We start from the raw sequence: 21,342 nt of genomic DNA, 5'->3' as shown, positions 1-21,342 counted from the left end.
CACGACACGGAACGGAGCACGTCGGAGCTGGTACGCGGTTTGCCGCCGGTGGTCACAACCAGGTACGCATTCGATTCGGCCAGCCGGTCCCGCAGCCGACCCAATTCGAATCCGTTCTGCGCGTGCTGGGCCGAGTCGAATTCGACACTGTGATCGAAGATCGCGTAACCGGTCGGCTCGTACTTGCGGTTGGCCAATTCGGCGATGCTCAGCTGCGGTGAAAGCGAGATGAGCTGTTCTTCGGTTCGATCGCGCAGCAGGTGCATCGCGGCGGTGCGTTTACCAGTACCCGTCGGGCCATACAGCACGACGAAGCGACACTCGGTCAACGCCGACACGGCCACGGTGTAGCAGTCCGGCGCGACGAACCCGCGGATCGCCTCGTCGACCTCGCTCGTCGGCAGTTTTCCAGTGGCCCGTGCAGGGCGTTCGGCGGCCTGGGTTTGAAAACCGAAGACCGCGTTTTCGAACACCGCCGATTGCACGGTCGTGTACACAGTGTTGTGGTCGCCGCTCGACGTGGTCGGCTGTTCACTGCTACCTGCCACGTCTTCCGGTCCGGGCAGCGGCGATTCGGTGTCCTGTGACGCGGTCATCAGCGCCTCTGATACTGGATGCCGAACACGACGTTCTCGCTGTGCACGGCACCGACATGAGTGACCACGTTGGGCTTCGACTCTTCGTCGGCTTCGGGAGCGGTGTCTTCGTCGTGGTCTGTCGTGGTGTCGGACATGGTTTCCTCGGGGTAGTTGTAGGGCAGGGCGGGGATTTCGCGTAGCAACCGCGTCTGGAGCTGGCTAACTTGGGGGGCGACCTCTAACCCGAGCTCGATGACCTGCCTGCGGTGTTCGCCGTATACGCCGAGCGCTCGATCGGTGCGGCCGACGTTGTGCAGTCCGGACATGTAAATCCAGGTGACGAGAGCATCGTCGGGCATCTCCCGAAACAGGCTTTCCAGCTGGGGAATTCGTTCCAACACCCGGCCCGCGCCGACCTCGATAGCGCAGAATCGGATCTGCGCGTTGCGATAGTCGGCTGCCAGGCGTTCCCGATAAGCATCGATTTTTCGGCCGTCGATTCCGGCCAGCGGTGTGGTGCTGCCCAATTGCACTGCGGCATAGAGCAAGTCGCGTGCCTCATTGCCATCGAGCTGGGCAGCTCGGTCCAGTAGCGTATGAAATCGGTGCACATCGACCCATTCGACGGGCACCTTCAGTAGATACGTCCCGCCACCATTGATCAAAGCGTCACCGAGACCTATCGGCTTGAGCCGCTTCGTCCGCAGATTGCTGACCACTTCATTCAACGCCTGCCCCGGGTCCTTCGGCAGATCGTCCCAGACCCAGTCCACCAGTACGTTCCGCAAGACCGGTCGCCCTTTCGCCGACAGCAGCGCTGTCAGCAGGCGACGCTCGCGCGGACTCCCGAGATCGGCAAGGCCGCCGTCGACCTCGGCCTCGACCGAACCGAGCAGTTTGAATCGCACCAACGGCCGCGACGGCACGCGCGGTTCGGCTCCCATGTAGTTGTTCCTCATCTGTGTGTACCTGACTAGCTGAGCACCCATTCGAATCCAGCTGCGCACCTATCGCTTTCGAGTCGTCGACTCATCGCGAGGGCTTTTCCTGGATATCGAGACGGAGGCAACGGGCTTCCGGACATGAAGGAGAAGTCATGAGTAACAAGACATTCGGTGACGGAGATCGCAAACCGAAGTTCGCAAAGAGCAGCTTCAGCGACGGCGCCGGCGATTGCGTCGAAGTCGCGGTCTTCGACGGCTGGGTCGCGGTGCGTGATTCCAAAGACCTGTTCAGCCCCGTGCTGTGGTTCACGCCCTCGGAGTGGAAGGCCTTCATCGCCGGCGTGCGAGCGGGCGAGTTCGATTTCGGCGAATAGCCTGGAGGAGGTGCCGCAGCCGGTTGGCTGCGGCACCATCACCCCTCGCTCGACGCCCGGCATGTCAACCGTCCACTGATCTGCGGATTTCGATGGCGAGCGCTTTCAGGAAGTCCCTCGCCTCGTCATCGAATACCGCCATCTGTCGCAGCAGATTCCAGCGCCCGCGATACAGTTCGACTTCCTTGGGCTCGCGGATGAATCTGCTGGCGTCGACCATTTCGGTGGAAACCAGTGCGCTGTCGCCGTATTCGTAGATCACGAATCCGTGCGGGATCGTCGTAGTTGCCTCGACGTCCTGGGGGATCAGCCCCACCGAGACGTTGTCCAGAGTGCTGATCGACGCGATTCGATCGAGTTGGGCCAGCAGGATTCGGTGCGGTCCGGGCCGCAGTCGCAGTGCGGCCTCGGTGATGAGGAATTCGAACGGCCGCTCCGGATCGAAGAGCGCCAGCTGGCGATGCAGCCGTGCGGCGGTGGCAGCAGCGAGACGCTCTCTGGTGTAAGTCAATTGGAATTTTTCGAATACCCGCCGGGCGTACTCGGCAGTTTGCAGCAGGCCCGGCACCAGCGAGGGTTGAAAGTTTCGGATCAGCCGGGCCTCGGCCTCCTGATCCGCCACGTCATCTTGCAGGTGATCACGTGTCTGCAACGCGGAGCGCCAGGTGCTCACCTCCGAATGCGCGGCTTCGGTCAGTTGCCGCAGGGCGGCGTGGATCTCGGGAGACGCATCGACTTCGGCGCACCAGGCCTGCACCTGCGGAACGGATGGGACGGTGGTGCCGGTCTCGATCCTGGACAACTTGGACTGACTGATCCCCACCCGGCCAGCCAAATCTCGGCCCGATATTCCCGCCAGGTCGCGCAAGCGCCGGAGTTCGGCCGCAAGTAGTCGGCGTGCGTCGGCAGCGGAGCTGGCTGGATGCGAGGCGGTTGCCTCCACCGCCCCGAACTCTGATTCTTGATGATTCTCATGACCCATAACGATTCATAGCGAACCACGGTGATTCATCGCTGTCAATAGGGCGGCTCTCTACTGGGAATCAGGAGTAGAGACGTTTCGAATACCTCCGGGCGAGGCGAAGTTTGATGCCGGTCGCTGGACAATGGCCACGCGGATGCTGACCATCGGATACTCGCGGTAGTACTGCTGCGCCGCCGAAGCCAGCGACTGCCTTCACACGTTCTCGCGCTAGACCGTCGAACGGGGAAAGGGGTGCAACGGAGGAATCTGGTTGGGCAGGTGCTGATAGGTCGTGGATAGAGATGCGTTTTGGCCGTAGCCGTCACCCGCCGTCCGGTACGGCTCGTGAGACAACAGCGATGCGGGATCGGTGTCAGCTGCAGCCAAGGCCTCCATATGGGGCTCGGACAACACCTGCCATACGGGTTCACAACGATTGACCGGCGCGACACCGCGCGAAAAGCCCGGACCCGCGACGGATCGACGCCGTCGCGGGCCCGGGCTCACAGCTGTTCGACTACTCCGGCTTCGGCGTGTCTCCGGTGTCCTCCGCCTCGCTCGCCGCGGACTTCGCCCCGGCCGGAGCCGCGGTTTTGCCCGGATTGAGCAACTTTTCCAGTGCCGAATTGGTCACCCGCCGGAACGCCCGGCGCGGACGCGCCTGCTCCAGCGTCGCCACCTCGAGCTGGGCTACCCCGATGGTCCGCTTTTCCGGTCCGTCGGGCACCGCGGCCTGCAGCGCCTGCACCGCCACACCGAGCGCGCCGGTGAGGTCCAGGCCGGCCTGGTAGGAGCTCTTCAACGCGCTGACGATCGGCTCGGTTGTGCCGCCCATCACCACGTACTCGCGTTCGTCGGCGATGGAGCCGTCGAAGTTGATCCGGTACAGCACCGATTCGGGCTGCTGTTCCGGGAACCCCACCTCCGCGATGCAGATCTCCACCTCGTAGGGCTTGAGCTGATCGGTGAAGATGGCGCCGAGCGTCTGCGCGTAGGCGTTGGCCAGCGCCCGGCCGGTGACATCGCGCCGGTCGAACTGATAACCGCGCAGGTCGGCCTGCAGGATGCCGCTGCGGCGCAGATTCTCGAACTCGTTGTACTTGCCCACGGCCGCGAAACCCACGCGGTCGTAGAGCTCACTCACCTTGTGCAAGGTCGCCGACGGATTCTCCGCGACAAACAGCACACCCTTGTCGTACGCCAGCACGATGACACTGCGACCGCGAGCGATGCCCTTGCGCGCGAGCTCGGTCTTGTCGCGCATGATCTGTTCGGCCGAGGCGTAATACGGCAGTGTCATGCGGTGGCACCTCCTGGAGCGGAGCCCGCGGCACGACCCGCCGGCTCGGTTTCCGCGGCCTCACGGTCGGCCACGATCGCACGGGTGATCGCGGCCAGGCGCTCCTCGGACACCTCGTCCGCGCCTTCCTCGTTGATCAGGACCGCCGTCGGGAAGATGCCGCGCACCAGATCCGGGCCGCCGGTGGCGGTGTCGTCGTCGGCGGCGTCGAACAGCGACTCGATCGCGATCCGCAGCCCCCGCTCCTCGTCGATGCCCTTGGCGTACAACTTCTTCAGCGACGACTTGGCGAACATCGACCCGGAGCCGACCGCCGCGTACCCGAAGCGCTCCTCGCTGCGCCCACCGACCACGTCGTAGGTGATGATCCGGCCCTTGCGGTCCGGATCGACCGTGTGCTCGTCGTAGCCGACCAGCACCGGCACCACGGCCAGGCCCTGCATGGCGGCGGGGAGATTGTCACGCACCATCTTCGACAACTTGTTGGCCTTGCCGTCGAAGGTGAGCGAGACGCCCTCGATCTTCTCGTAGTGCTCCAACTCCACCGCGAACAATCGCAGCATCTCGATGGCCAGGCCCGCGGTACCCGCGATGCCGGCCGCCGAGTAGCTGTCGGTGATGTGCACCTTCTCGATGTCCCTGCTGGCCAACAGGTTTCCCTGCGTGGCACGGCGGTCGCCCGCGATCAGCACACCGCCGCGGTAACTGACCGCGACGATGGTGGTGCCGTGCGGGGCCAGGTCCTGCGTGGCGCTGGAGTTCATCGCGGTGGCTCCATCGATCGCGGCAAACCTGTTGCCCGGCAACAACTCCGGTGCGTGCTGACGCAGATGCTCGATGAACGAGGACAGCGCGTGCCCCGGCTGGAGACGCATCGGGTCACCTGCTGTCACTGGCCGCCCTTCTGCACGTACGCGCGGACGAAGTCCTCGGCGTTCTCTTCGAGCACGTCATCGATCTCGTCGAGCAGGTCGTCGGTCTCCTCCGCCAGTTTTTCGCGGCGCTCCTGGCCCGCGGCGTCTACACCCTCGGGACCCTCGTCCTCGTCGCCGCCCCCGGTGCGCTTGGTCTGCTCTTGTGCCATGGCAGCCGACCTCCTCTGTCCTCATCATGACCGGAACTGAAGTATGAGCACGGTCCCGATCATGAGCAATGTGCGTGCTCGTCCTTCAACCCTACCCAGCAACTCCGACTGGATGGCGGATCTGTGTTCAATTCGCAGCGCTGCCTTCACGTAGTCAGCTGTTCCACCAGATCCGCCGCCGAATTCACCCCGTCGAGCAGCTTGCCCACATGGGCCTTGGTGCCGCGGCGCGGTTCCAGCGTGGGAATGCGCACCAGCGAGTCACCGCCGAGATCGAAGATCACCGAATCCCAACTGGCGGCCGCGATGTCGGCGCCGAAGCGGCGCAGGCACTCGCCGCGGAAGTAGGCGCGGGTGTCGGTCGGCGCGTTGGTCATCGCGTCGAGCACCTGCTGTTCGGACACCAGGCGCTTCATCGAACCGCGCGCGACCAGGCGGTTGTAGAGGCCCTTGTCCAGCCGCACGTCGGAGTACTGCAGGTCGATCATGTGCAGCTTCGGGGCGGACCAGGCCAGGCCCTCACGTTGCCGGTAACCCTCCAGCAGGCGCAGCTTGGCGGTCCAGTCCAGCAGGTCCGAGGTGTCCATCGGGTCGCGTTCGAGCAGATCGAGCACCATGGCCCAGTTGTCCAGAATGTCGCGGGCGCGCGGGTCGTCCACGCCCTCGCGATCCATGAACTTGGCACAGCGCTCGTGGTAGAGCCGCTGCATGGCCAGACCGGTCAGTTCCCGGCCGTCGGCGAGCGCGACGGTCGCGCGCAGGGTGGGGTCGTGGCTGATCTGGTGCACCGCGGTGACCGGACGGGCCAGCTGCAGATCCGAGAGGTCCTCACCGGCCTCGATCAAGTCGAGCACCAGGGCGGTGGTGCCGACCTTCAAATACGTCGACATCTCGGCCAGATTGGCGTCACCGATGATGACGTGCAGGCGGCGGTACTTGTCGGCGTCGGCGTGCGGTTCGTCGCGGGTGTTGATGATGCCGCGCTTGAGCGTGGTCTCCAGGCCGACCTCGACCTCGATGTAGTCGGCGCGCTGGGACAGCTGGAACCCGGCATGGTCACCGGACTGCCCGATGCCGACCCGCCCGGAGCCGCAGATGACCTGGCGGGACACGAAGAAGGGGGTGAGCCCGAGGATGATCTGGTTGAACGGGGTGTCGCGGCTCATCAGGTAGTTCTCGTGGGTGCCGTAGGAGGCGCCCTTGCCGTCGACGTTGTTCTTGTACAGCTGCAGGCGCGGTGCGCCGGGCACGCTGGAGGCGTGCCGCGCGGCGGCTTCCATGACCCGCTCGCCCGCTTTGTCCCAGATGACCGCGTCCAGCGCGTCGGTGACCTCGGGAGCCGAGTACTCCGGGTGCGCGTGGTCGACATACAGGCGGGCGCCGTTGGTGAGGATCATGTTCGCGGCGCCGACCTCGTCGGCGTCGATCACCGGGGGCGGGCCGTTCATCCGGGACAGGTCGAATCCGCGCGCGTCCCGCAGTGGGGACTCCACCTCGTAGTCCCACCGGGTTCGTTTGGCGCGCGGCACACCCTCGGCGGCGGCATAGGCGAGAACCGCTTGCGTGGAGGTGAGAATCGGGTTCGCCGACGGCTCGGTGGGAGTGGAGATGCCGTATTCGACCTCGATACCGATAATGCGCTGCATACCTCGAGCCTAGGCGACGCGATGACCCGAACCCGTCGCACCCGGGGTGCGGCGCGCCCGATGTCATTCCGGCAGGGGATGTTCCGGTCTCCGAGTCGATGCTGTCGGGCGTCCTACGAGGGGCGGACGGTGATGTCATCCTCGGGGTCGTACTTCTGGAGGACCCTGGTCACAGGGCTGGCACCCGATAGTCATTACATGACCGAATCGATTGCCGATCCCCGCCCGGACGCAGGGCGGCACCGTACAACGGAGGAGCCGGCGCGGCCCTCCCGACTGGTCGCGCTCGACGTACTGCGCGGCATCGCTCTCTTGGGCACCCTCGGCACCAATATCTGGATCCTCACCAATCCGGAGGGGCTACTCGGCTACATCAGTGAACTCGGCCGGTCGGGCGAGAGCGGCTGGATGTGGACCGAACGGGTGCTACAGCAGGTGGCGCAGGGCAAGTTCCTGGGATTGCTGACGATCATGTTCGGCATCGGCCTGGCCATCCAGCAGCGCTCCGCGGTACGCGGCGGGCGGCGCTGGCCGGGCAAGTATCCGTGGCGAGCCGGGCTGCTGTTCCTCGACGGTGTGCTGAACTTCGTGCTCGTCGCCGAATTCGACGTGCTGATGGGATACGCGGCGACCGGTCTCGTGGTCGCCTATGTGCTCGCGACCAGTGAACGGGCGCAACGTCGTTGGCTGATCATCGCGGCCGGCGTGCACACCATGATGCTGACGCTGATCGGCCTGGCTCTGGCCTTCGCGCCGCAGCAGGAGCCCACGCCGCGCGAGCCGCTGGATCCGAATCCGTACGCGGACGGGTCGTTCTGGGATCTGATGGTGTTCCGGCTGGAGAACGCGGGCGCGTTCCGAATCGAGGCGATCTTCGTGTTCGCCATGTCGGTGGCGTTGTTCCTGGCGGGTGCGCGGCTGTTCCGGGCCGGTCTGTTCACCGTCGAGGGTGCCCGAATCCGCAAGCGGCTCATGATCGCCGGCGCCGTCGCGGCGCCCATCGACCTCGCGGCCGGCATCGCGGTGGGCGGCGACATCGTGGTGTTCACCCGGTACGGCACCGCGCCGTTCGTGGCCTTCGGGGTGCTGGCCCTGGTCGCCGAGTTCTATGTGCGGCGGCCGCGGGTCGGGTTCGTGGGCCGGCGACTCACCGAGGTCGGGCGAACCGCGCTGAGTTGCTACATCCTGCAGAACCTGGTGGCGTCGGTGTTCTGCTACGGGTGGGGTTTCGGGCTCGCCGCCCGCGTCTCCCCCGGCGCCTACGTTCCGTTCACCGTCGGAATGTACGTGCTGGTGTCGCTGATCATCGTGACCGCCGCGCACCTGTGGTTGCGTCGTTTCGAACGCGGACCGGTGGAGTGGTTGTGGCACACCAGCTATCGGGTTCTGGCCCGGGAGCGCTGACACCCGCGATCACCTGATCCCGGCGCGAAACACGAGTAGTGCGCTACTCGTGTTTTTCGCCGGTGTGGGGCGCACGCTGTAAGCGTCTAGTCCACAAGGAGATTGCATGAAAGCCTCGGTCCGCGAGGTCTGGCCGGCGTTCAACGCGCCGTTGCGAGCGCCATGGACTGGCGCTCCCGATCCGGACGAGACGGCCGCCGTATTCCGCCAATTGGCGGAATTGGAAACACTGTTACGCGGTCGGATGGTGCGCCACCACAGTGGCTCGGTCATCATGCCCTTCGCCGCTTTCAACTCCTGGCCGGCGGACGCGCAACTCGGGCTGCTGTCCATGGGCTGGGCGATGGGGCCCAAGTTCCATTTCCCCCGTTTCCAGGACGCCGCCTGCACCCGGGACTGGCTGCGCTGCGCGGCCACCTGCCGGATCAATCCCGAGAGCGGCCGCATGCCGCGCCGCAACGACCGCAACCAGCAGTTGTTCCGCAATGCCTTCCGCGTCGAGAGCGAAAACCTCGACCCGGAAGCCCTGCTCCTGCGAGTTCGCTGATAACCGGAAAGCCCTGCACAGCACTGCCGGTTGCCCGTACAACGAGGTGCGGGTGGCGAACTCGCGGGGGTTCGGGTCGATTTCACCGAGGAGATGGGCGGCGGTCACAGCGCCTCCATCTCACCTGGGTACAACGAGGTGTATGCCTCGTCGCGACCGGCGCCCTCGAATTTTCCCGTTGGCCGCGCTCGTGTTCGCGCTGCTGGCGACGCTGACCCCGGCCACCGGCCACACCCAGACAGGCAGCCGTCATGTCGTCCTGTTCGGCATCGACGGATTGTCCTGGGATTCGCTGCCGTCCGCCGATACACCCACCCTGGACAGGCTGACGGCCACCGGTTACAGCGCGCAGAGCTGGCTCTACGCACCGCCTTTCGCGCCGACGGTGAGTGGGCCCGGCTGGTCCACCATCCTCACCGGAGTCTGGCCCGACAAACACCGGGTGCTCGGCAACGACTTCGCCGGACACGATCTCGGACGCTATCCCGATGTGCTGAGCCGGGTAGCGGCAGCCGTCCCCGGCGCGACCACCTATGCGGCAGTCGACTGGCAGCACATCGACGATTTCATTCTGGGCGACGCGATCGATCGAAAGCTGGTGCTGCGGGACGACTATCAGGTCAACGACCAGAAGGTCGCCGATGACGCCGCGGCCTGGATCCCCGCGCACGGCCCGGCCATGTCCTTCGTCTATCTCGGCAATGTCGACGAGGCCGGCCACACCTGCGGGACCGCCGGCTCCTGCTACCGGCCCGCGATCGAGGCGGTCGATCGGCAGATCGGGCAGATCATCAGTGCGATCCAGCGGCGGCCGGATTTCGACGCCGAGGAATGGCTGTTCCTGGTGACGACCGATCACGGCCACACGCCCGCCGGCGGGCACGGCGGCAACTCCCACGCCGAACGCCAGTCGTTCATCATCGCGGCGGGTGCGGGCATCGCACCCGTCCAACCGCGAATCGAACCACGGATCGTCGATGTCGCGGCGACAGCGCTGAACTTTCTCGGCGTCGCGCGAGCAGGCCTGGACGGTGTGCCGATCACCGAACCGTCCGCCGATCCGTTCGACACCCTCGCCCCCGGCCTGCGGACGCGCGTCGACGAACCCGACATCGCGGCGGCACTGCACGGCTGGACGCATGCCACGCCCGCGGGCTGGAGCATCGACAACACGGGTATGCGCGGCGGCGTCACCGAATGGCGGGGCTGGTCTTTCACGACCGATGAATTCTGGACCGCCGCGCAGCGCGGCCAGTCCCGGGAATCCAATGTGCGGGCGCGCGGGGTGTTCGCGGTCGCCGATTCCGACGAGTGGGCCGACAAGATCTTCCGCGGACGCTTCAACTCCCGCCTGGTGGCGCCGCCGGTGCCGGTCTCCGGCAATGCCACCGCGACGATCTCCTTCGTCTCGCACTACCGCAAGCACCGAGCCGAAACAGCCACGGTGACCGTAACTTTCGATGACAGACCCGCACAGCCGGTGCTGACCTACACCGGGGACGTGACCGCCGAACTCGAACAGCTGGAGGTCTCGGTCCCCGCCGGCGCCTGCACCATGCGGGTGGCCTGGGAACTCACCGGCGGCAACAACGACTGGTACTGGGCCGTCGACGCTCCGTCGATCGTCGCCTCCGGTCCCGGCGCTGAGATAGCGTGGTCGAGGTGAGCTTCGCCGAGCGATATCCGTTGCTGCACAAGCCCGCCCGCTGGGAGTGGGGCGGCCTCGACGTGCGATTCTCCACCGAGCTCCCGGCGGACGAACTGGTCACGAACGTGCACGTCGTCTGCTTCGCGGGCGAGCGGATCGTGCTGTGCCGCGACGATCGCGACATCTGGTTGGTGCCCGGCGGCACCCGCGAAGCGAACGAGCCGATCGATACCTGCGTCCGCCGGGAACTCCTCGAGGAGGCAGGCGCGCGGCCGATCGGTCCGATCCACCGCATCGGCGCCCACCACGCCACCAGCGACCACCCGCACCCCTATCTCCCCTGGCAAGCTCATCCGCACAAGGCGTGGCTGTGGTGCACCGCTGACGTCGTCGTCGACTCGACTCCCACCAATCCGCCCGACGGCGAACAGATTCTGGAAGTCCGCGCTTTCCCTGTCGACGAAGCGATCCGGTTGTCCGCGACCGACGGCGACCACATGCCCGAATTGGTGCGGCTGGCCGTCGAGTTGCACCGAAATCTCGAGGCCTGAGGCCCCTACCCAACACCGAGCAAACTCTCAGCACACCCCCCCCGCGGGACAGATCCATCGAGATGTAGTTGCTTAGTACAAGTAAATGAATTATAGTTGTGTATTGCAACAACCAACTTGTGCTTGGAGTGACCATGGCCGTGTCCGCCGATACCGCTGAGGGCCTGATCAGGGAGCTCTACCTGGTCGGCCGGGCAATGCGCCTCGCGCTGCTGCACCCGGAGGAAGATGAACTGCTTCCGGGCGCGGTTGCGGTGCTGGGCATTCTCGAAGCCAAAGGACCGAGTAGGCAGGGCGACCTGGCCATCCACCTGTGCATCAGCCCGTCGGTGCTGAGCAGGCAGGTCGCGGAGCTGGTCCGATCCGGCTTCATCAGTCGCCACGCCGACCCCGACGACGGCCGCGCCAATGTCGTCCAGGTCACCGAAGCAGGCCGCGACCTGCTGCATCGAGTTCGGCTGGCGCGAGCGCGCGGGCTACAAGCCGTCCTCTCCGATTGGAGTGAGGACGAAGCCGAGCAGGCCCGCGCGACCGTGCAAAACCTCAAGAACGCACTGACCACCCATGTGCACCACACCGCGGCGAGCCACCGGCCCGTTTCGAGCGAGAGTCAGGAAGTGAATGTCTAGTTCAGTCAAGGCGGTGACGCCGCGCGATCCGTACGCAATGTCCCACCGCGAAGTTTTGGAAGCCATGACCGGCTTGCTGGCCGCGCTGTTCACAGCCCTGCTCAGCACCACGATCGTCGCGACCGCGTTGCCCACGATCATCGGTGATCTGGAGGGTTCACAAACCGCGTACGCCTGGGTCATCACGACAGCGCTGCTGGCCAACGCCGCCTCCACGCCGATCTGGGGCAAATTCGCCGACCTGTTCAATAAGAAGCTGCTGGTCCAGTCCGCGATCGTCATCTTCGTCGCCGGCTCGATCATCGCGGGAATCGCGCACAATGTGCCGGTGCTGCTGGTCGCCCGCGCGATCCAGGGCGTCGGCATGGGCGGGCTGACCGCACTCACCGTCGCCATCATCGGTTCGATCGTGGCGCCGCGCGAACGCGGCCGGTACTCCGGCTATATGGGTGCCGTCATGGCCGTCTCGATGTCGGGCGGGCCCATCCTCGGCGGCGTCATCGTCGACAGTCCGCTCGGCTGGCGCTGGACCTTCTTCGTCTGTGTTCCGCTCGCCGTGATCGCGCTGGTGCTGTTGCAGCGCACCCTGCGGCTGCCCACCGAGACCAAGCAGGGCGTCTCGATCGACTGGCTCGGCGCGACACTGCTGACCGGCGGTGTCTCCGTACTGCTCATCTGGGTTTCGTTCGCGGGCAAGGCCGGTCACTACGCCTGGTTCTCCCGGGAATCGGCGCTCTACGTCGGTGCGGGTGTGCTGCTCTTGCTCGCGACGCTGTGGGTCGAATCCCGCGCCAAGTCGCCGATCATCCCGCTGCCGATCATCACCGAACACACCACCGGGCTGGCGATCATCGCCTCGATCGCGGTCGGTGTCGGCATGTTCGGTGCGACCACCTTCCTCGGCCAGTACTTCCAGACCGCACGCGGCTACTCCCCCACCGTCGCGGGCATTCTGACCATCCCGATGGTCGCGGGCATGCTCGTCGGTTCGGTCGGCTCCGGGCAGTTGATCACCCGGTTCGGCAAGTGGAAGGGGTTCGTCGTCACCGGTGGCGCGCTCCTGGTGCTCGGTTTCGCGCTGCTCTCGACCATCGATCACGCCACGAACCTGTGGCTGGTCGGGCTGTACATCACCATCGTCGGCTTCGGCGTCGGCATGATGATGCAGAACCTGGTGCTCGCCGTGCAGAACACCGTCAGCGTGCACAACATCGGTTCGGCGTCGAGCAGCGTCGCCTTCTTCCGCACCTTCGGCGGCGCGATCGGCGTTTCGGTGCTCGGGTCGATCCTCGCCACTCGGGTAAGTGATCTGTCCGCCGCGGGCTTCGCCCAAATCGGCGTGCAGACCAGCGCCTCCGGCGGCAGCAACCTGAATATCACGGCCCTGCCCGAACCCATCGCCACCATCGTTCGCGCTTCCTACGGCGACGCGACCGGCCGGATCTTCCTTATCGCCGCGGTAGCCGCAGCCGTTGCCCTGCTGGCAACCACCCTGCTGCCGAACCGTCCGCTCCGGCGCACGATCGACATCGATCCGTCGCTCGACCCGATGGCCGAGACCGAGATCGGCACGGCGAAGCAGCCCGTCTCGGCATGAACGTCATCCACCGCCTGAGCTGTCCGATCGCGCCATTACCGTGAGGTCATGGAGTTCGCGCAAGGGTGGGACAGCTTCGTGGCGTTGATCGACGGCCACTGGGTGGAGCGGCGACCGCGACGGCCGGAGGTCGCCGATCAGCTGCGGCGGGAAACTCGGCTGCTGCCTTGGCTAGCGCCGCTACTGCCGCTGCCGGTGCCGGTCCCGACGATCGTGACGGAGGCACCGCTGGTCGTGCGGCACGCACTCGTCCCGGGTGCGGCGCTCGAGTCACCGAATGCCGAGCACGGTGCGGCGGTGGGGACGTTTCTGCGCGCGCTGCACGACATTTCCGCGGCCGAAGCGGTCCGGCACGGGTTACCTCCCGCGACGGAAACCGAACGCAGCCGGGTTGCGGAGCTCGCCCGGTTCCGGGCCGAGGTGGTGCCGTTCCTCCCTGTCGCACAACACGATTCGGCGCTGGCACTGCTCGAGGCAGTACGAGAATTCCCGGCGGACACGGTCGTGCACGGCGATCTCGGGCCCGACCATGTGCTGGAGGACGACGGCCGGGTATCCGGAGTGATCGACTTCGGGGACGCCCATCTCGGCGATGCGGCGATCGACCTGGCCTGGGCGCTGCACGGCGCGCCGCCCGACTTCGCGACGGCGGTCGCCGCCGCGTACGGAGTCACCGATGAGCTGCGCCGGCGGGCACTGGCCTGGCATCGGCTCGGGCCGTGGCACGAGGTGACCTACGGCATGGACATCGGCGACAGCACCGTCCGGCACAGCGGATTGGCCGGGGTGCTAGCCAGGCTGTAGGGCCGCGCACATGCTCGAACCCGGGTGAACGCCTACACGTCGAAATACAGATCGAATTCGTAAGGGTGTGGCCGGACGTTGATTTCGGCGATTTCGGTCTCGCGCTTGAGCCGGATCCAGCTTTCCAGGAGATCTTCGGTGAAGACGTTCCCTTCGGTCAGGTAGTCGTGGTCGGCTTCGAGACGGTCGATGACGATTTCGAGGCTGGCCGGGGTCTGGGTGACTTCGGCGGATTCCTCCGGGGTGAGTTCGTAGAGGTCTTTGTCGATGGGGGTGGCCGGTTCGATTTTGTTCTTGATGCCGTCCAGGCCGGCCATCATCATGGCGGCGAACGCCAGATAGGGATTGCCGGAGGAGTCGGGGCAACGGAATTCGAGGCGTTTGGCGAAACGGTTGCTGCCGGTGACCGGGATACGGACGGCGGCCGAGCGGTTGCGCTGGCTGTAGACCAGGTTGACCGGCGCCTCGTAGCCGGGGACGAGGCGTTTGTAGGAATTCACGGTCGGGTTGGTGAACGCCAGCAGCGACGGGGCGTGCCGGAGCAGGCCGCCGATGTAGTGGCGGGCAAGATCGGACAGTCCGGCGTAGCCCGCTTCGTCGTGGAAGAGCGGTTCGCCGTCTTTCCAGAGTGATTGATGCACGTGCATACCGGAACCGTTGTCGCCGAACAGGGGCTTGGGCATGAAGGTGACGGTCTTCCCGGCGTTCCACGCGGTGTTCTTGATGATGTACTTGTACAGCTGCAAATCATCGGCCGCGGCGAGCAGGGTGTTGAATTTGTAGTTGATTTCGGCTTGCCCGGCGGTGCCGACCTCGTGGTGTCCCTTCTCCAGTTCCAGGCCGGCGGCCTGCAATTTGGTGCACATTTCGTCGCGCAGATCGACGTCGTGGTCGTACGGCGCGACCGGGAAGTAGCCGCCCTTGGGCCGGACTTTGTAGCCCCGATTCAACGTTCCGTCGGGGTTCAGTTTCTCGCCGGTGTTCCACGACGCCGACGACGAATCCACCTCGTAGAAGGCGCTGTTCATCGACGTGCTGTAGCGCACCGTGTCGAAAATGTAGAACTCGGCTTCCGGCCCGAAGTAGGCGGTGTCGGCGATACCGGTGCTGCGCAGATAATCCTCGGCTTTGCGCGCTACGTTGCGTGGGTCGCGGCTGTAGGCCTCGCGCGTGTGCGGATCGTGCACGAAACAGTTCATGTTCAAGGTTTTCGCGCCCCGGAACGGGTCCAACTGCGCGGTGCGCAGATCCGGCAGCAGCAGCATGTCGGATTCGTGGATGGACTGGAATCCGCGCACCGAGGATCCGTCGAAGGCGAGACCGTTCTGCACGAGGTCGTCGCCGAACATGACGGCGGGAACCGAGAAGTGTTGTTGCACACCGGGTACATCACAGAATCGGATGTCGATGTATTCGACTTCCGCCGCACGGATGAAGTCCAGGATTCCTTCGGTGGTGTGGGCAATCGACACGGTTTCGCTCCTCGCTCGCGCGGCTCATGGACATCCGCGGATCGGCGAGGCGACCGTCCCATACGACCGGACCGCTGCGCTGCGGGTCACGGCAGGTGCTGCTCGCCGATTTCACCATACGACTTACGCATGGACGGCGGAGCCGGAATCGGCGTGCGGCACATAGATGTCCGGCGTCCTGCCGACCCCACTGGACGGCGAACCAAGTACACGGCCGTTTGGTCGAGTGCACAAACGCGTGGCGAACAGTCTTCGTCATTGCCGCTAGCCGAAGGCGCGCTCGGTGCGTTCTGCTTGAGGAGACGCTGAGGTCAGCACCGTTCGACCGGCAACCGTGTGGCCTCGACCACGATGAGTAGACAGGTTCGAGTTTTGGTTTCATCGACAGTCCCGGCGGCCAGACCCCGTCCGGCCACGTTGTGCGCCGCCTTCCAGGCGAACGTGGCGAAGTACGGCGACGCGGTCGCCCTGCGCACCATGGGCGGTGCGCAGTCGCTGACCTGGCGGGAGTACGGAGATCGGGTCCGCGCGATCGCGGCGGGACTGGCCGGGCTGGGCGTCGAGCCGGGCGACACCGTCGCGCTGATGATGACCAACCGGCCCGAGTTCCATCTCTGCGATACCGGTGTGCTGCACGCGGGCGCGACCCCGTTCTCGGTGTACAACACCAACCCGGTCGATCTGCTGGCCTACCAGTTCGGCAACGCCCGCAACAAGGTGGTGATCTGCGAAAAGCAGTTCGCGCCACAGGTTCTGGCCGCCGTGGCCGCGGCGGCCGGGCAGGGCGCGCGGGTCGAGCATGTGCTCTGCGTCGACGAAGCGGTCGAGGGCACGCTGTCGCTGGCCGAGGTGACGGCGAATCCCAAGGCGGACTTCGATTTCGAGGCGACCTGGCGGGCGGTGGATCCCGAGAGCCTGCTCACCATCGTATATACCTCCGGGACCACCGGGCCACCCAAGGGCGTGGAGCTCACGCACACCAACTTCATCGAAAACGCCCGGGTCATCAAACAATTCGGTGGCGGCGGCCTGGACGACCGGGTGATCTCCTACCTGCCCGACGCGCATGCCGCCAACCGCTGGTTCGCGCACTACCTGACCATGCTCGAGGGCGGCCAGATCACCACCGTGCCGGACTTCAAACAGGTCGCGGCCGCACTGACCGAGGTGCATCCGACGGTGTTCCTGGGCGTGCCCCGGGTGTGGGTGAAAGTCAAAGGGGCGCTGGAGGAACGCTTCGCCGGCGCGAAGCCGCCGCAGCGCCGCCTCATCCACTGGGCCGTCGGCGTGGGCCGGGCCCGCGCCCGCGCCGCCTCCGACGGACGAGAGCTCGGCGCGATCGAGCGACTCCGGTACCGGATCGCGGAAAGGCTTGTCCTGCTGCCCATTCGGGAGCAGCTGGGTCTGGACAAGGTGCGCGTCGCGGTCACCGGCTCGGTAGCCATCCCGCCGGAGGTGCACGAGTTCTTCCTCGGCCTCGGCCTGCCGTTGTGTGAGGGGTACGGCATGACCGAGTGCACCGCGGGCGCCACGCTCAACGGCCCCGACCGGGTGAAGATCGGCACCGTCGGTACACCGCTGCCGGGTGCGGAGATCACACTCGCCGACGACGGCGAGGTGCTGGTCCGCGGCAAGATGGTGATGCGCGGCTATCGCGGCGATCCGGTGCAGACGGCCGAAACCGTGGACGCGGACGGCTGGCTGCACACCGGCGACATCGGCACCATCGACGCCGACGGCTACCTGTCCATCATCGACCGCAAGAAAGAACTCATCATCAACGCGGCCGGCAAGAACATGTCGCCGTCCAATATCGAGAACACCATCGCCGCCGCGACCCCGCTCGCGGGCACCGTGGTGGTCATCGGTGAGCAGCGCCCGTTCAATACCGCGCTGATCTGCCTGGATCCGGAGCTGGCCGCCGCCTTCGCGCGGCGGCACGGCAGCACCGCTACCTCGACCGCCGAACTGGCCGAGGATCCGCGGGTCCTGGCCGCGATCGAGCAGGGCGTCAGCGCGGCCAACAGCAAACTGTCCCGGGTGGAGCAGGTCAAGAAGTACCTTGTGTTGCCGGAGGTGTGGGAGAACGGCGGGGATTGCCTCACCGCCACCGGCAAATTGAAGCGGAACCCGATTTCGGCCCGGTACACCGCTACCATCGAGGATCTTTACGCCAAGTGAGCGGGGGACGGCAATGAGCTATCGCGCACCTGGAGGTCCGGATGAGTAGTACTGGCGAGGCCCCGCGCCGCGGCGCCGACCGGGTGCGCGTGACGTCGCCCGCGGGCATCCGTCTCTTCGACGAACTGCATCGGCGGGCCGCTGCGATGGTCGACGGCTTCTACTCCGCGCTTCCGCCCTACGACCAGATGCCACAGTCGTTGGTGGAGACCGACTTCGCCCGCGGTACGAAACTCAACGTGGATCTGTTCTTCGACTATCTGCGTCACGGCGCGGAACCTTCCGACGAAGACACCCGTGAGCTGGTCGAGATCGCGATGGAGCGGGTCCGCGACGGCACGCCGCTGCCCGATGTGCTCGACCGCTACCGGCTCGGCGCGACCTTCCTGTTCGAGCGATTGCGGGAGACGGCCGGGCCGGGTGAACTCGAGGCGCTGCTGGATGTGTCGTTGACGCTGATGAAGTACGTCACGCTGGTGACCGCCCGGATCGCCGCGGCCGCCACCCAGCGCTCGCACGATCCGCGCTGGGAACTGCTGGAACGCCGCCGCGGCATCGCCGACGCGCTGCTCACCGGCCAGGACCCGGTCGAGTGGGCCAACGATCCGGTGATTCCGGTGGCGGAAGCGTTCCTGGTCGCGGTCTTCCGATTGTGCGGCACCAACGGCGGACCCGCCTCGGCGCTACGCCACCGGGTCGAGGCGATCCCCGGGGTGTTCCTGCGTTTGGACGCGGGCGGCTGGACGGCGCTGATCCCCTTGCAGCCCGGCGACGACGGTGCCGGCACCTTGGCGGGCCTCACCGCCCGTCTGCCCGCCCAGCAGTCCGGGCAGGCCCCGCCGTACTGGGTCGGGGTCGGTGCTTCCCGCAGCCGTGCGGAGATCCCCGCGATGTACGCCGAGGCCCGGGTGCTCGCCGAACTCGGCCGCTGTCTCGGTCGGCGCGATATCTTGTGCCGCCGCACCCAGTTGCAGTTCGAGTACACGGTCGCGGTGAGTGACGCGGCCCGTCCGGGACTGGCCGCGGTGCTGGCGCCGCTGGACGCGCAGCCGATGCTCGCCGAAACGCTCGAGGTGTTCGTCGACAGCGGATTCAATCAACTGGCCACCGCGCGCCAGCTCAATGTGCACCGCAATACGGTCACCTATCGGCTCTCCCGGGTGAACGAACTCACCGGACTCGATCCGCATCGCCCCGCCGACGCCATGACGCTGTCCGCGGCCCGGCTCGCGCGGCGGCTCGAGTCCGCGTCCTTCGCGCCCTAGCCGCGCGTTGTGCGTCGCACGGAAATCGCTGGCGGGTTTCCGCCAGGGACTTTTCGAAGAATAGCGAATTCCCCCTCAGCTCACCGAAACCCGCACCGAGCCCGGAACGTCCCGATAGTCTCAGCCATGGATCCGATTCTGGATTCGCGGCATCTTCCGGGAGCGTCCGATGGAGAAGGCTCTGGTCACCGATGGGGTGTCCGCGCGGACCGCGACGGCTTTGCTGCGCCCCGGCATCCTCGCATTCGGCGGCGCCATCGCCCCGTCCGATCTGCACGCCCATCACGCCGTCCAGGTCCTCACCGCGTCCACGCCGATCACCGTGATGGACGCCAGTGGCACCCGGCACCGCGGCACCCAGGTCATCGTCCCCGCCGACGCCCCGCACCGCATCGACGCGGGCGCCGACCACGGTGCCGCCCTCTACCTCGATCCGGAAACCGTCGCCGGGGCCGCCGCCGATCGCCGGGCGCACGAAAGTGGCTGGGCCCCAGCCCAGCACCCGCTGCCCGTCGACCTCGCCCGTGCCGCGCTGGCCGACCAGGTCGCCGCCATCATCGGCGAGTTACGGCGCAACTCCGTACCCGCCGGCGGCGCGCGCCACCCCGCCGTCACCGAGGCCTTGCGCGTGCTGCCCACGCTGGTGCCGGACCGCTCGATCCGTGGGGCCGACGTGGCCCGCCGGGTCGGTCTCTCCCCCGCCCGCCTGTCCCACCTCTTCGCGGCCCAGGTCGGAATTCCGTTGCGCCCCTACATTCTTTGGCTGCGCCTTCGCGTGGCCATCATCCGCGTGCACGCCGGCGACGACCTCGCCGCCGCCGCCGCGGCCGCCGGTTTCGACGACACCGCCCACCTCACCCGGACCTGCCGCCGCACCTTCGGCTTCTTCCCGGCCGCCCTGAACCGGGCCGCTCAGTGGGACCTGGGCGACGGCGCATGGCAGCAGGTCGCTCAATCCGCCAACGGCGGTTAGCCGTTCGCCGTCGCCCGGCCGCGTCGCCGGCCAACCGGTAGGCTCGGGCTCATGGTCACGCGGTCGCAGCTGAGGGTGCTGGCGGTTCTCGCCTGCCTGCTGCCCGCGCTGGCGCTGCTCGCGGCCCCCGCGAACGAGTCCGCCGCACTGGCGGTTCTGGGTGTCGTCGCCGCGTCCGCGCTGCTCGCGCTGGTCTCGCTGCGGTCGGCCCGCCTGCGGCCTGTCCGTCTCGCCCGCTGCGGGCCGCCGCCGTCCGCGCAGCGTCGCCGTCGTGGTTCGTATCTGCGGCAGAGCAATCCGGACACCCCCGGTCGTCCGCGTCCTCGAGCACCCGGTCTGGTCATCGCCTGACGGCTCCCCCGCGGGGTCGTCGGCTCGCTGACCATTTCCGATTCCGTGCGGTTCACGCACGCCCGCAGTCAGGTGCTCTCTCATGTTCGATTTCGTCTATTACCCCGTATCGGCTGTGCTCTGGTTGTGGCACACCGCGTTCGCCGCCGTGCTCGGCCCGGCCAGCGGCCTGGCCTGGGTGCTCGCGGTGGTGTTCCTGGTCGCCTCGCTGCGCGCGGTGCTGCTGTTCCCGTTCGTGAAACAGGCGCGCACGCAGGCCGTGCTGCAGCGGTTGCAGCCGCAGCTGCGGGCCATCCAGCAGAAATATCCCGAGGACAAGCAACAGCAGTACCTCGAAACGCGGAAGCTGCGCAAAGATCACGGTGTCAGCATGCTCGCGGGCTGCCTGCCCGCGCTGGGCCAGGGCTTGGTGTTCTTCGGCCTGTTCCACGTGCTGCGTTCGTTCGACCGCACCGGTACCGCCGGACATCTGCCGTTCGGCTCGACCCCGGCGCCGATGACGGTGGAGCAGAACGCCGCCACCGCCAACTATTTCTTCGACGCCGCCGAGGTGCGATCGTTCCTACAGGCCGAGCTGTTCGGCGCGCCGCTGTCCGGCACGCCGGCCGGGCATCCGACCGTCGCCATGGGCGCGGTCGTGGTCACATTGATGCTGATCGCCGCGGTCGCAACGCATTTCACGGCTCGGGCGTCGATCGCCCGGCAGGACCCGGCCGCACAGCAGATACCCATGATGAACACGCTCATGCTCTGGGTGTTCCCGGCGGGCGTGCTGGTCGGTGGCGCGTTGCTGCCGGTGGCGATCCTGCTGTACTGGGTCTCGAACAACGCGTGGACACTGGCCCAGCAGCATTTCGTCTACCGGCGGCTGGACGCCGAATCAGCCGCCGCGACAACGGAAGTGGTGGTCCGGAAAGCGACGGCGCCGAAACCGGGAGTGAAACCGCGCCGCCGCTAGGCGGGAACTCCGCGAGCGAACTGTCGACAAGCGAGAAAGGCGGCGATAGGGTGGGCGGCCTGCGGTTGGACT

At 66.6% G+C, this 21,342-nt stretch carries 20 protein-coding genes; 13 read left to right on the top strand and 7 right to left on the bottom strand.

Translation table 11 applies throughout. The annotated features are described in order from the left end of the window. Nucleotides 1-595: 595 nt before the first annotated feature. Nucleotides 596-1,585: an AfsR/SARP family transcriptional regulator gene (locus BJ987_RS19450; RefSeq protein WP_209891973.1), complete on the bottom strand. Its 990-nt coding sequence runs from the start codon at nucleotides 1,583-1,585 to the stop codon at nucleotides 596-598. Between the two features lie 89 nt (nucleotides 1,586-1,674). Between BJ987_RS19450 and BJ987_RS19445 the strand changes: the two genes are divergently transcribed. After that, on the top strand, nucleotides 1,675-1,896 hold the full coding sequence (locus BJ987_RS19445) for a DUF397 domain-containing protein (RefSeq protein WP_209891970.1): 222 nt from the start codon (nucleotides 1,675-1,677) through the stop codon (nucleotides 1,894-1,896). Nucleotides 1,897-1,960: 64 nt separating this feature from the next. Here the strand turns inward: BJ987_RS19445 and BJ987_RS19440 are convergent, their stop codons facing one another. From BJ987_RS19440 to dop, 5 genes are all read right to left on the bottom strand, one after another. Next, entirely contained in the window at nucleotides 1,961-2,878 is a 918-nt protein-coding gene (locus tag BJ987_RS19440; RefSeq protein WP_245366043.1) for a helix-turn-helix domain-containing protein, read from the bottom strand. Between the two features lie 499 nt (nucleotides 2,879-3,377). Further along, on the bottom strand, nucleotides 3,378-4,160 hold the full coding sequence (gene prcA / locus BJ987_RS19435; protein WP_209891964.1) for a proteasome subunit alpha: 783 nt from the start codon (nucleotides 4,158-4,160) through the stop codon (nucleotides 3,378-3,380). Further along, entirely contained in the window at nucleotides 4,157-5,035 is an 879-nt protein-coding gene (prcB, locus tag BJ987_RS19430) for a proteasome subunit beta (RefSeq protein ID WP_209891961.1), read from the bottom strand. Before prcB ends, prcA begins: the two co-directional genes overlap by 4 nt. A gap of 14 nt (nucleotides 5,036-5,049) precedes the next feature. After that, the gene (locus BJ987_RS19425) at nucleotides 5,050-5,244 is read right to left on the bottom strand and encodes a ubiquitin-like protein Pup (protein WP_194813738.1); all 195 of its coding nucleotides are present in this window, start codon (nucleotides 5,242-5,244) and stop codon (nucleotides 5,050-5,052) included. A 146-nt stretch (nucleotides 5,245-5,390) separates the two neighbouring features. Continuing rightward, entirely contained in the window at nucleotides 5,391-6,890 is a 1,500-nt protein-coding gene (dop, locus tag BJ987_RS19420) for a depupylase/deamidase Dop (protein ID WP_209891958.1), read from the bottom strand. Nucleotides 6,891-7,088: 198 nt separating this feature from the next. On the opposite strand from dop, the gene BJ987_RS19415 reads away from it, so the two are divergent. The 7 genes from BJ987_RS19415 to BJ987_RS19385 all read left to right on the top strand — a co-directional run bounded on the left by BJ987_RS19415 (nucleotide 7,089) and on the right by BJ987_RS19385 (nucleotide 14,070). Then, nucleotides 7,089-8,294, top strand: a complete 1,206-nt coding sequence (locus BJ987_RS19415) for a DUF418 domain-containing protein (RefSeq protein WP_209891955.1) — start codon at nucleotides 7,089-7,091, stop codon at nucleotides 8,292-8,294. 106 nt (nucleotides 8,295-8,400) lie between these two features. Then, complete coding sequence (locus tag BJ987_RS19410; protein ID WP_209891952.1) at nucleotides 8,401-8,841, top strand: hypothetical protein; 441 nt, start codon at nucleotides 8,401-8,403, stop codon at nucleotides 8,839-8,841. Nucleotides 8,842-9,019: 178 nt separating this feature from the next. Further along, the gene (locus BJ987_RS19405; protein WP_209891949.1) at nucleotides 9,020-10,507 is read left to right on the top strand and encodes an alkaline phosphatase family protein; all 1,488 of its coding nucleotides are present in this window, start codon (nucleotides 9,020-9,022) and stop codon (nucleotides 10,505-10,507) included. Beyond that, nucleotides 10,504-11,040 carry an NUDIX hydrolase gene (locus BJ987_RS19400; RefSeq protein ID WP_209891945.1) on the top strand — a complete coding sequence of 179 codons (537 nt, stop codon included), beginning with the start codon at nucleotides 10,504-10,506 and terminating at the stop codon, nucleotides 11,038-11,040. The genes BJ987_RS19405 and BJ987_RS19400 overlap by 4 nt, the downstream gene beginning before the upstream one ends. 134 nt (nucleotides 11,041-11,174) lie before the next feature. Further along, entirely contained in the window at nucleotides 11,175-11,669 is a 495-nt protein-coding gene (locus tag BJ987_RS19395) for a MarR family winged helix-turn-helix transcriptional regulator (protein WP_209891942.1), read from the top strand. Nucleotides 11,670-11,706: 37 nt separating this feature from the next. Beyond that, a complete protein-coding gene (locus BJ987_RS19390) occupies nucleotides 11,707-13,266 on the top strand; it encodes an MDR family MFS transporter (protein ID WP_209898723.1) in 1,560 nt (519 codons plus the stop codon). Between the two features lie 48 nt (nucleotides 13,267-13,314). Continuing rightward, on the top strand, nucleotides 13,315-14,070 hold the full coding sequence (locus BJ987_RS19385) for an aminoglycoside phosphotransferase family protein (protein ID WP_209891939.1): 756 nt from the start codon (nucleotides 13,315-13,317) through the stop codon (nucleotides 14,068-14,070). A 32-nt stretch (nucleotides 14,071-14,102) separates the two neighbouring features. Here the strand turns inward: BJ987_RS19385 and glnA are convergent, their stop codons facing one another. After that, nucleotides 14,103-15,536 (bottom strand): type I glutamate--ammonia ligase, encoded by a 1,434-nt coding sequence (gene glnA, locus BJ987_RS19380; RefSeq protein WP_209898721.1) that lies wholly within the window; start codon nucleotides 15,534-15,536, stop codon nucleotides 14,103-14,105. 357 nt (nucleotides 15,537-15,893) lie between these two features. Here glnA and BJ987_RS19375 point away from each other — a divergent pair, with 357 nt between their 5' ends. The 5 genes from BJ987_RS19375 to yidC all read left to right on the top strand — a co-directional run bounded on the left by BJ987_RS19375 (nucleotide 15,894) and on the right by yidC (nucleotide 21,270). Further along, entirely contained in the window at nucleotides 15,894-17,723 is a 1,830-nt protein-coding gene (locus BJ987_RS19375; protein WP_209891936.1) for an AMP-dependent synthetase/ligase, read from the top strand. A gap of 41 nt (nucleotides 17,724-17,764) precedes the next feature. Then, nucleotides 17,765-18,988 (top strand): PucR family transcriptional regulator, encoded by a 1,224-nt coding sequence (locus tag BJ987_RS19370; RefSeq protein WP_209891933.1) that lies wholly within the window; start codon nucleotides 17,765-17,767, stop codon nucleotides 18,986-18,988. 169 nt (nucleotides 18,989-19,157) lie between these two features. After that, nucleotides 19,158-19,961 carry a helix-turn-helix domain-containing protein gene (locus BJ987_RS19365; RefSeq protein WP_209891931.1) on the top strand — a complete coding sequence of 268 codons (804 nt, stop codon included), beginning with the start codon at nucleotides 19,158-19,160 and terminating at the stop codon, nucleotides 19,959-19,961. Nucleotides 19,962-20,012: 51 nt separating this feature from the next. Beyond that, nucleotides 20,013-20,312 carry a DUF6412 domain-containing protein gene (locus BJ987_RS19360; protein WP_209891928.1) on the top strand — a complete coding sequence of 100 codons (300 nt, stop codon included), beginning with the start codon at nucleotides 20,013-20,015 and terminating at the stop codon, nucleotides 20,310-20,312. Between the two features lie 82 nt (nucleotides 20,313-20,394). After that, entirely contained in the window at nucleotides 20,395-21,270 is an 876-nt protein-coding gene (gene yidC, locus BJ987_RS19355; protein ID WP_209891925.1) for a membrane protein insertase YidC, read from the top strand. The last annotated feature ends 72 nt before the right edge of the window (nucleotides 21,271-21,342 follow it).

It is taken from the genome of Nocardia goodfellowii, assembly GCF_017875645.1.
GTDB lineage: Bacteria > Actinomycetota > Actinomycetes > Mycobacteriales > Mycobacteriaceae > Nocardia > Nocardia goodfellowii.
Note: the sequence above shows the minus strand (reverse complement) of the source record. Positions and strands in the feature narration are given on the sequence as shown.

Excerpts from the sequence above, each read along its gene's own strand:
- BJ987_RS19445 (WP_209891970.1), top strand. The coding sequence starts at position 1,675 with ATGAGTAACAAGACATTCGGTGACGGAGATCGCAAACCGAAGTTCGCA.
- BJ987_RS19440 (WP_245366043.1), bottom strand. The coding sequence starts at position 2,878 with ATGGGTCATGAGAATCATCAAGAATCAGAGTTCGGGGCGGTGGAGGCA.
- prcA (WP_209891964.1), bottom strand. The coding sequence starts at position 4,160 with ATGACACTGCCGTATTACGCCTCGGCCGAACAGATCATGCGCGACAAG.
- prcB (WP_209891961.1), bottom strand. The coding sequence starts at position 5,035 with ATGCGTCTCCAGCCGGGGCACGCGCTGTCCTCGTTCATCGAGCATCTG.
- BJ987_RS19425 (WP_194813738.1), bottom strand. The coding sequence starts at position 5,244 with ATGGCACAAGAGCAGACCAAGCGCACCGGGGGCGGCGACGAGGACGAG.
- dop (WP_209891958.1), bottom strand. The coding sequence starts at position 6,890 with ATGCAGCGCATTATCGGTATCGAGGTCGAATACGGCATCTCCACTCCC.
- BJ987_RS19415 (WP_209891955.1), top strand. The coding sequence starts at position 7,089 with ATGACCGAATCGATTGCCGATCCCCGCCCGGACGCAGGGCGGCACCGT.
- BJ987_RS19410 (WP_209891952.1), top strand. The coding sequence starts at position 8,401 with ATGAAAGCCTCGGTCCGCGAGGTCTGGCCGGCGTTCAACGCGCCGTTG.
- BJ987_RS19395 (WP_209891942.1), top strand. The coding sequence starts at position 11,175 with ATGGCCGTGTCCGCCGATACCGCTGAGGGCCTGATCAGGGAGCTCTAC.
- BJ987_RS19390 (WP_209898723.1), top strand. The coding sequence starts at position 11,707 with ATGTCCCACCGCGAAGTTTTGGAAGCCATGACCGGCTTGCTGGCCGCG.
- BJ987_RS19385 (WP_209891939.1), top strand. The coding sequence starts at position 13,315 with ATGGAGTTCGCGCAAGGGTGGGACAGCTTCGTGGCGTTGATCGACGGC.
- BJ987_RS19375 (WP_209891936.1), top strand. The coding sequence starts at position 15,894 with ATGAGTAGACAGGTTCGAGTTTTGGTTTCATCGACAGTCCCGGCGGCC.
- BJ987_RS19370 (WP_209891933.1), top strand. The coding sequence starts at position 17,765 with ATGAGTAGTACTGGCGAGGCCCCGCGCCGCGGCGCCGACCGGGTGCGC.
- BJ987_RS19365 (WP_209891931.1), top strand. The coding sequence starts at position 19,158 with ATGGAGAAGGCTCTGGTCACCGATGGGGTGTCCGCGCGGACCGCGACG.
- BJ987_RS19360 (WP_209891928.1), top strand. The coding sequence starts at position 20,013 with ATGGTCACGCGGTCGCAGCTGAGGGTGCTGGCGGTTCTCGCCTGCCTG.
- yidC (WP_209891925.1), top strand. The coding sequence starts at position 20,395 with ATGTTCGATTTCGTCTATTACCCCGTATCGGCTGTGCTCTGGTTGTGG.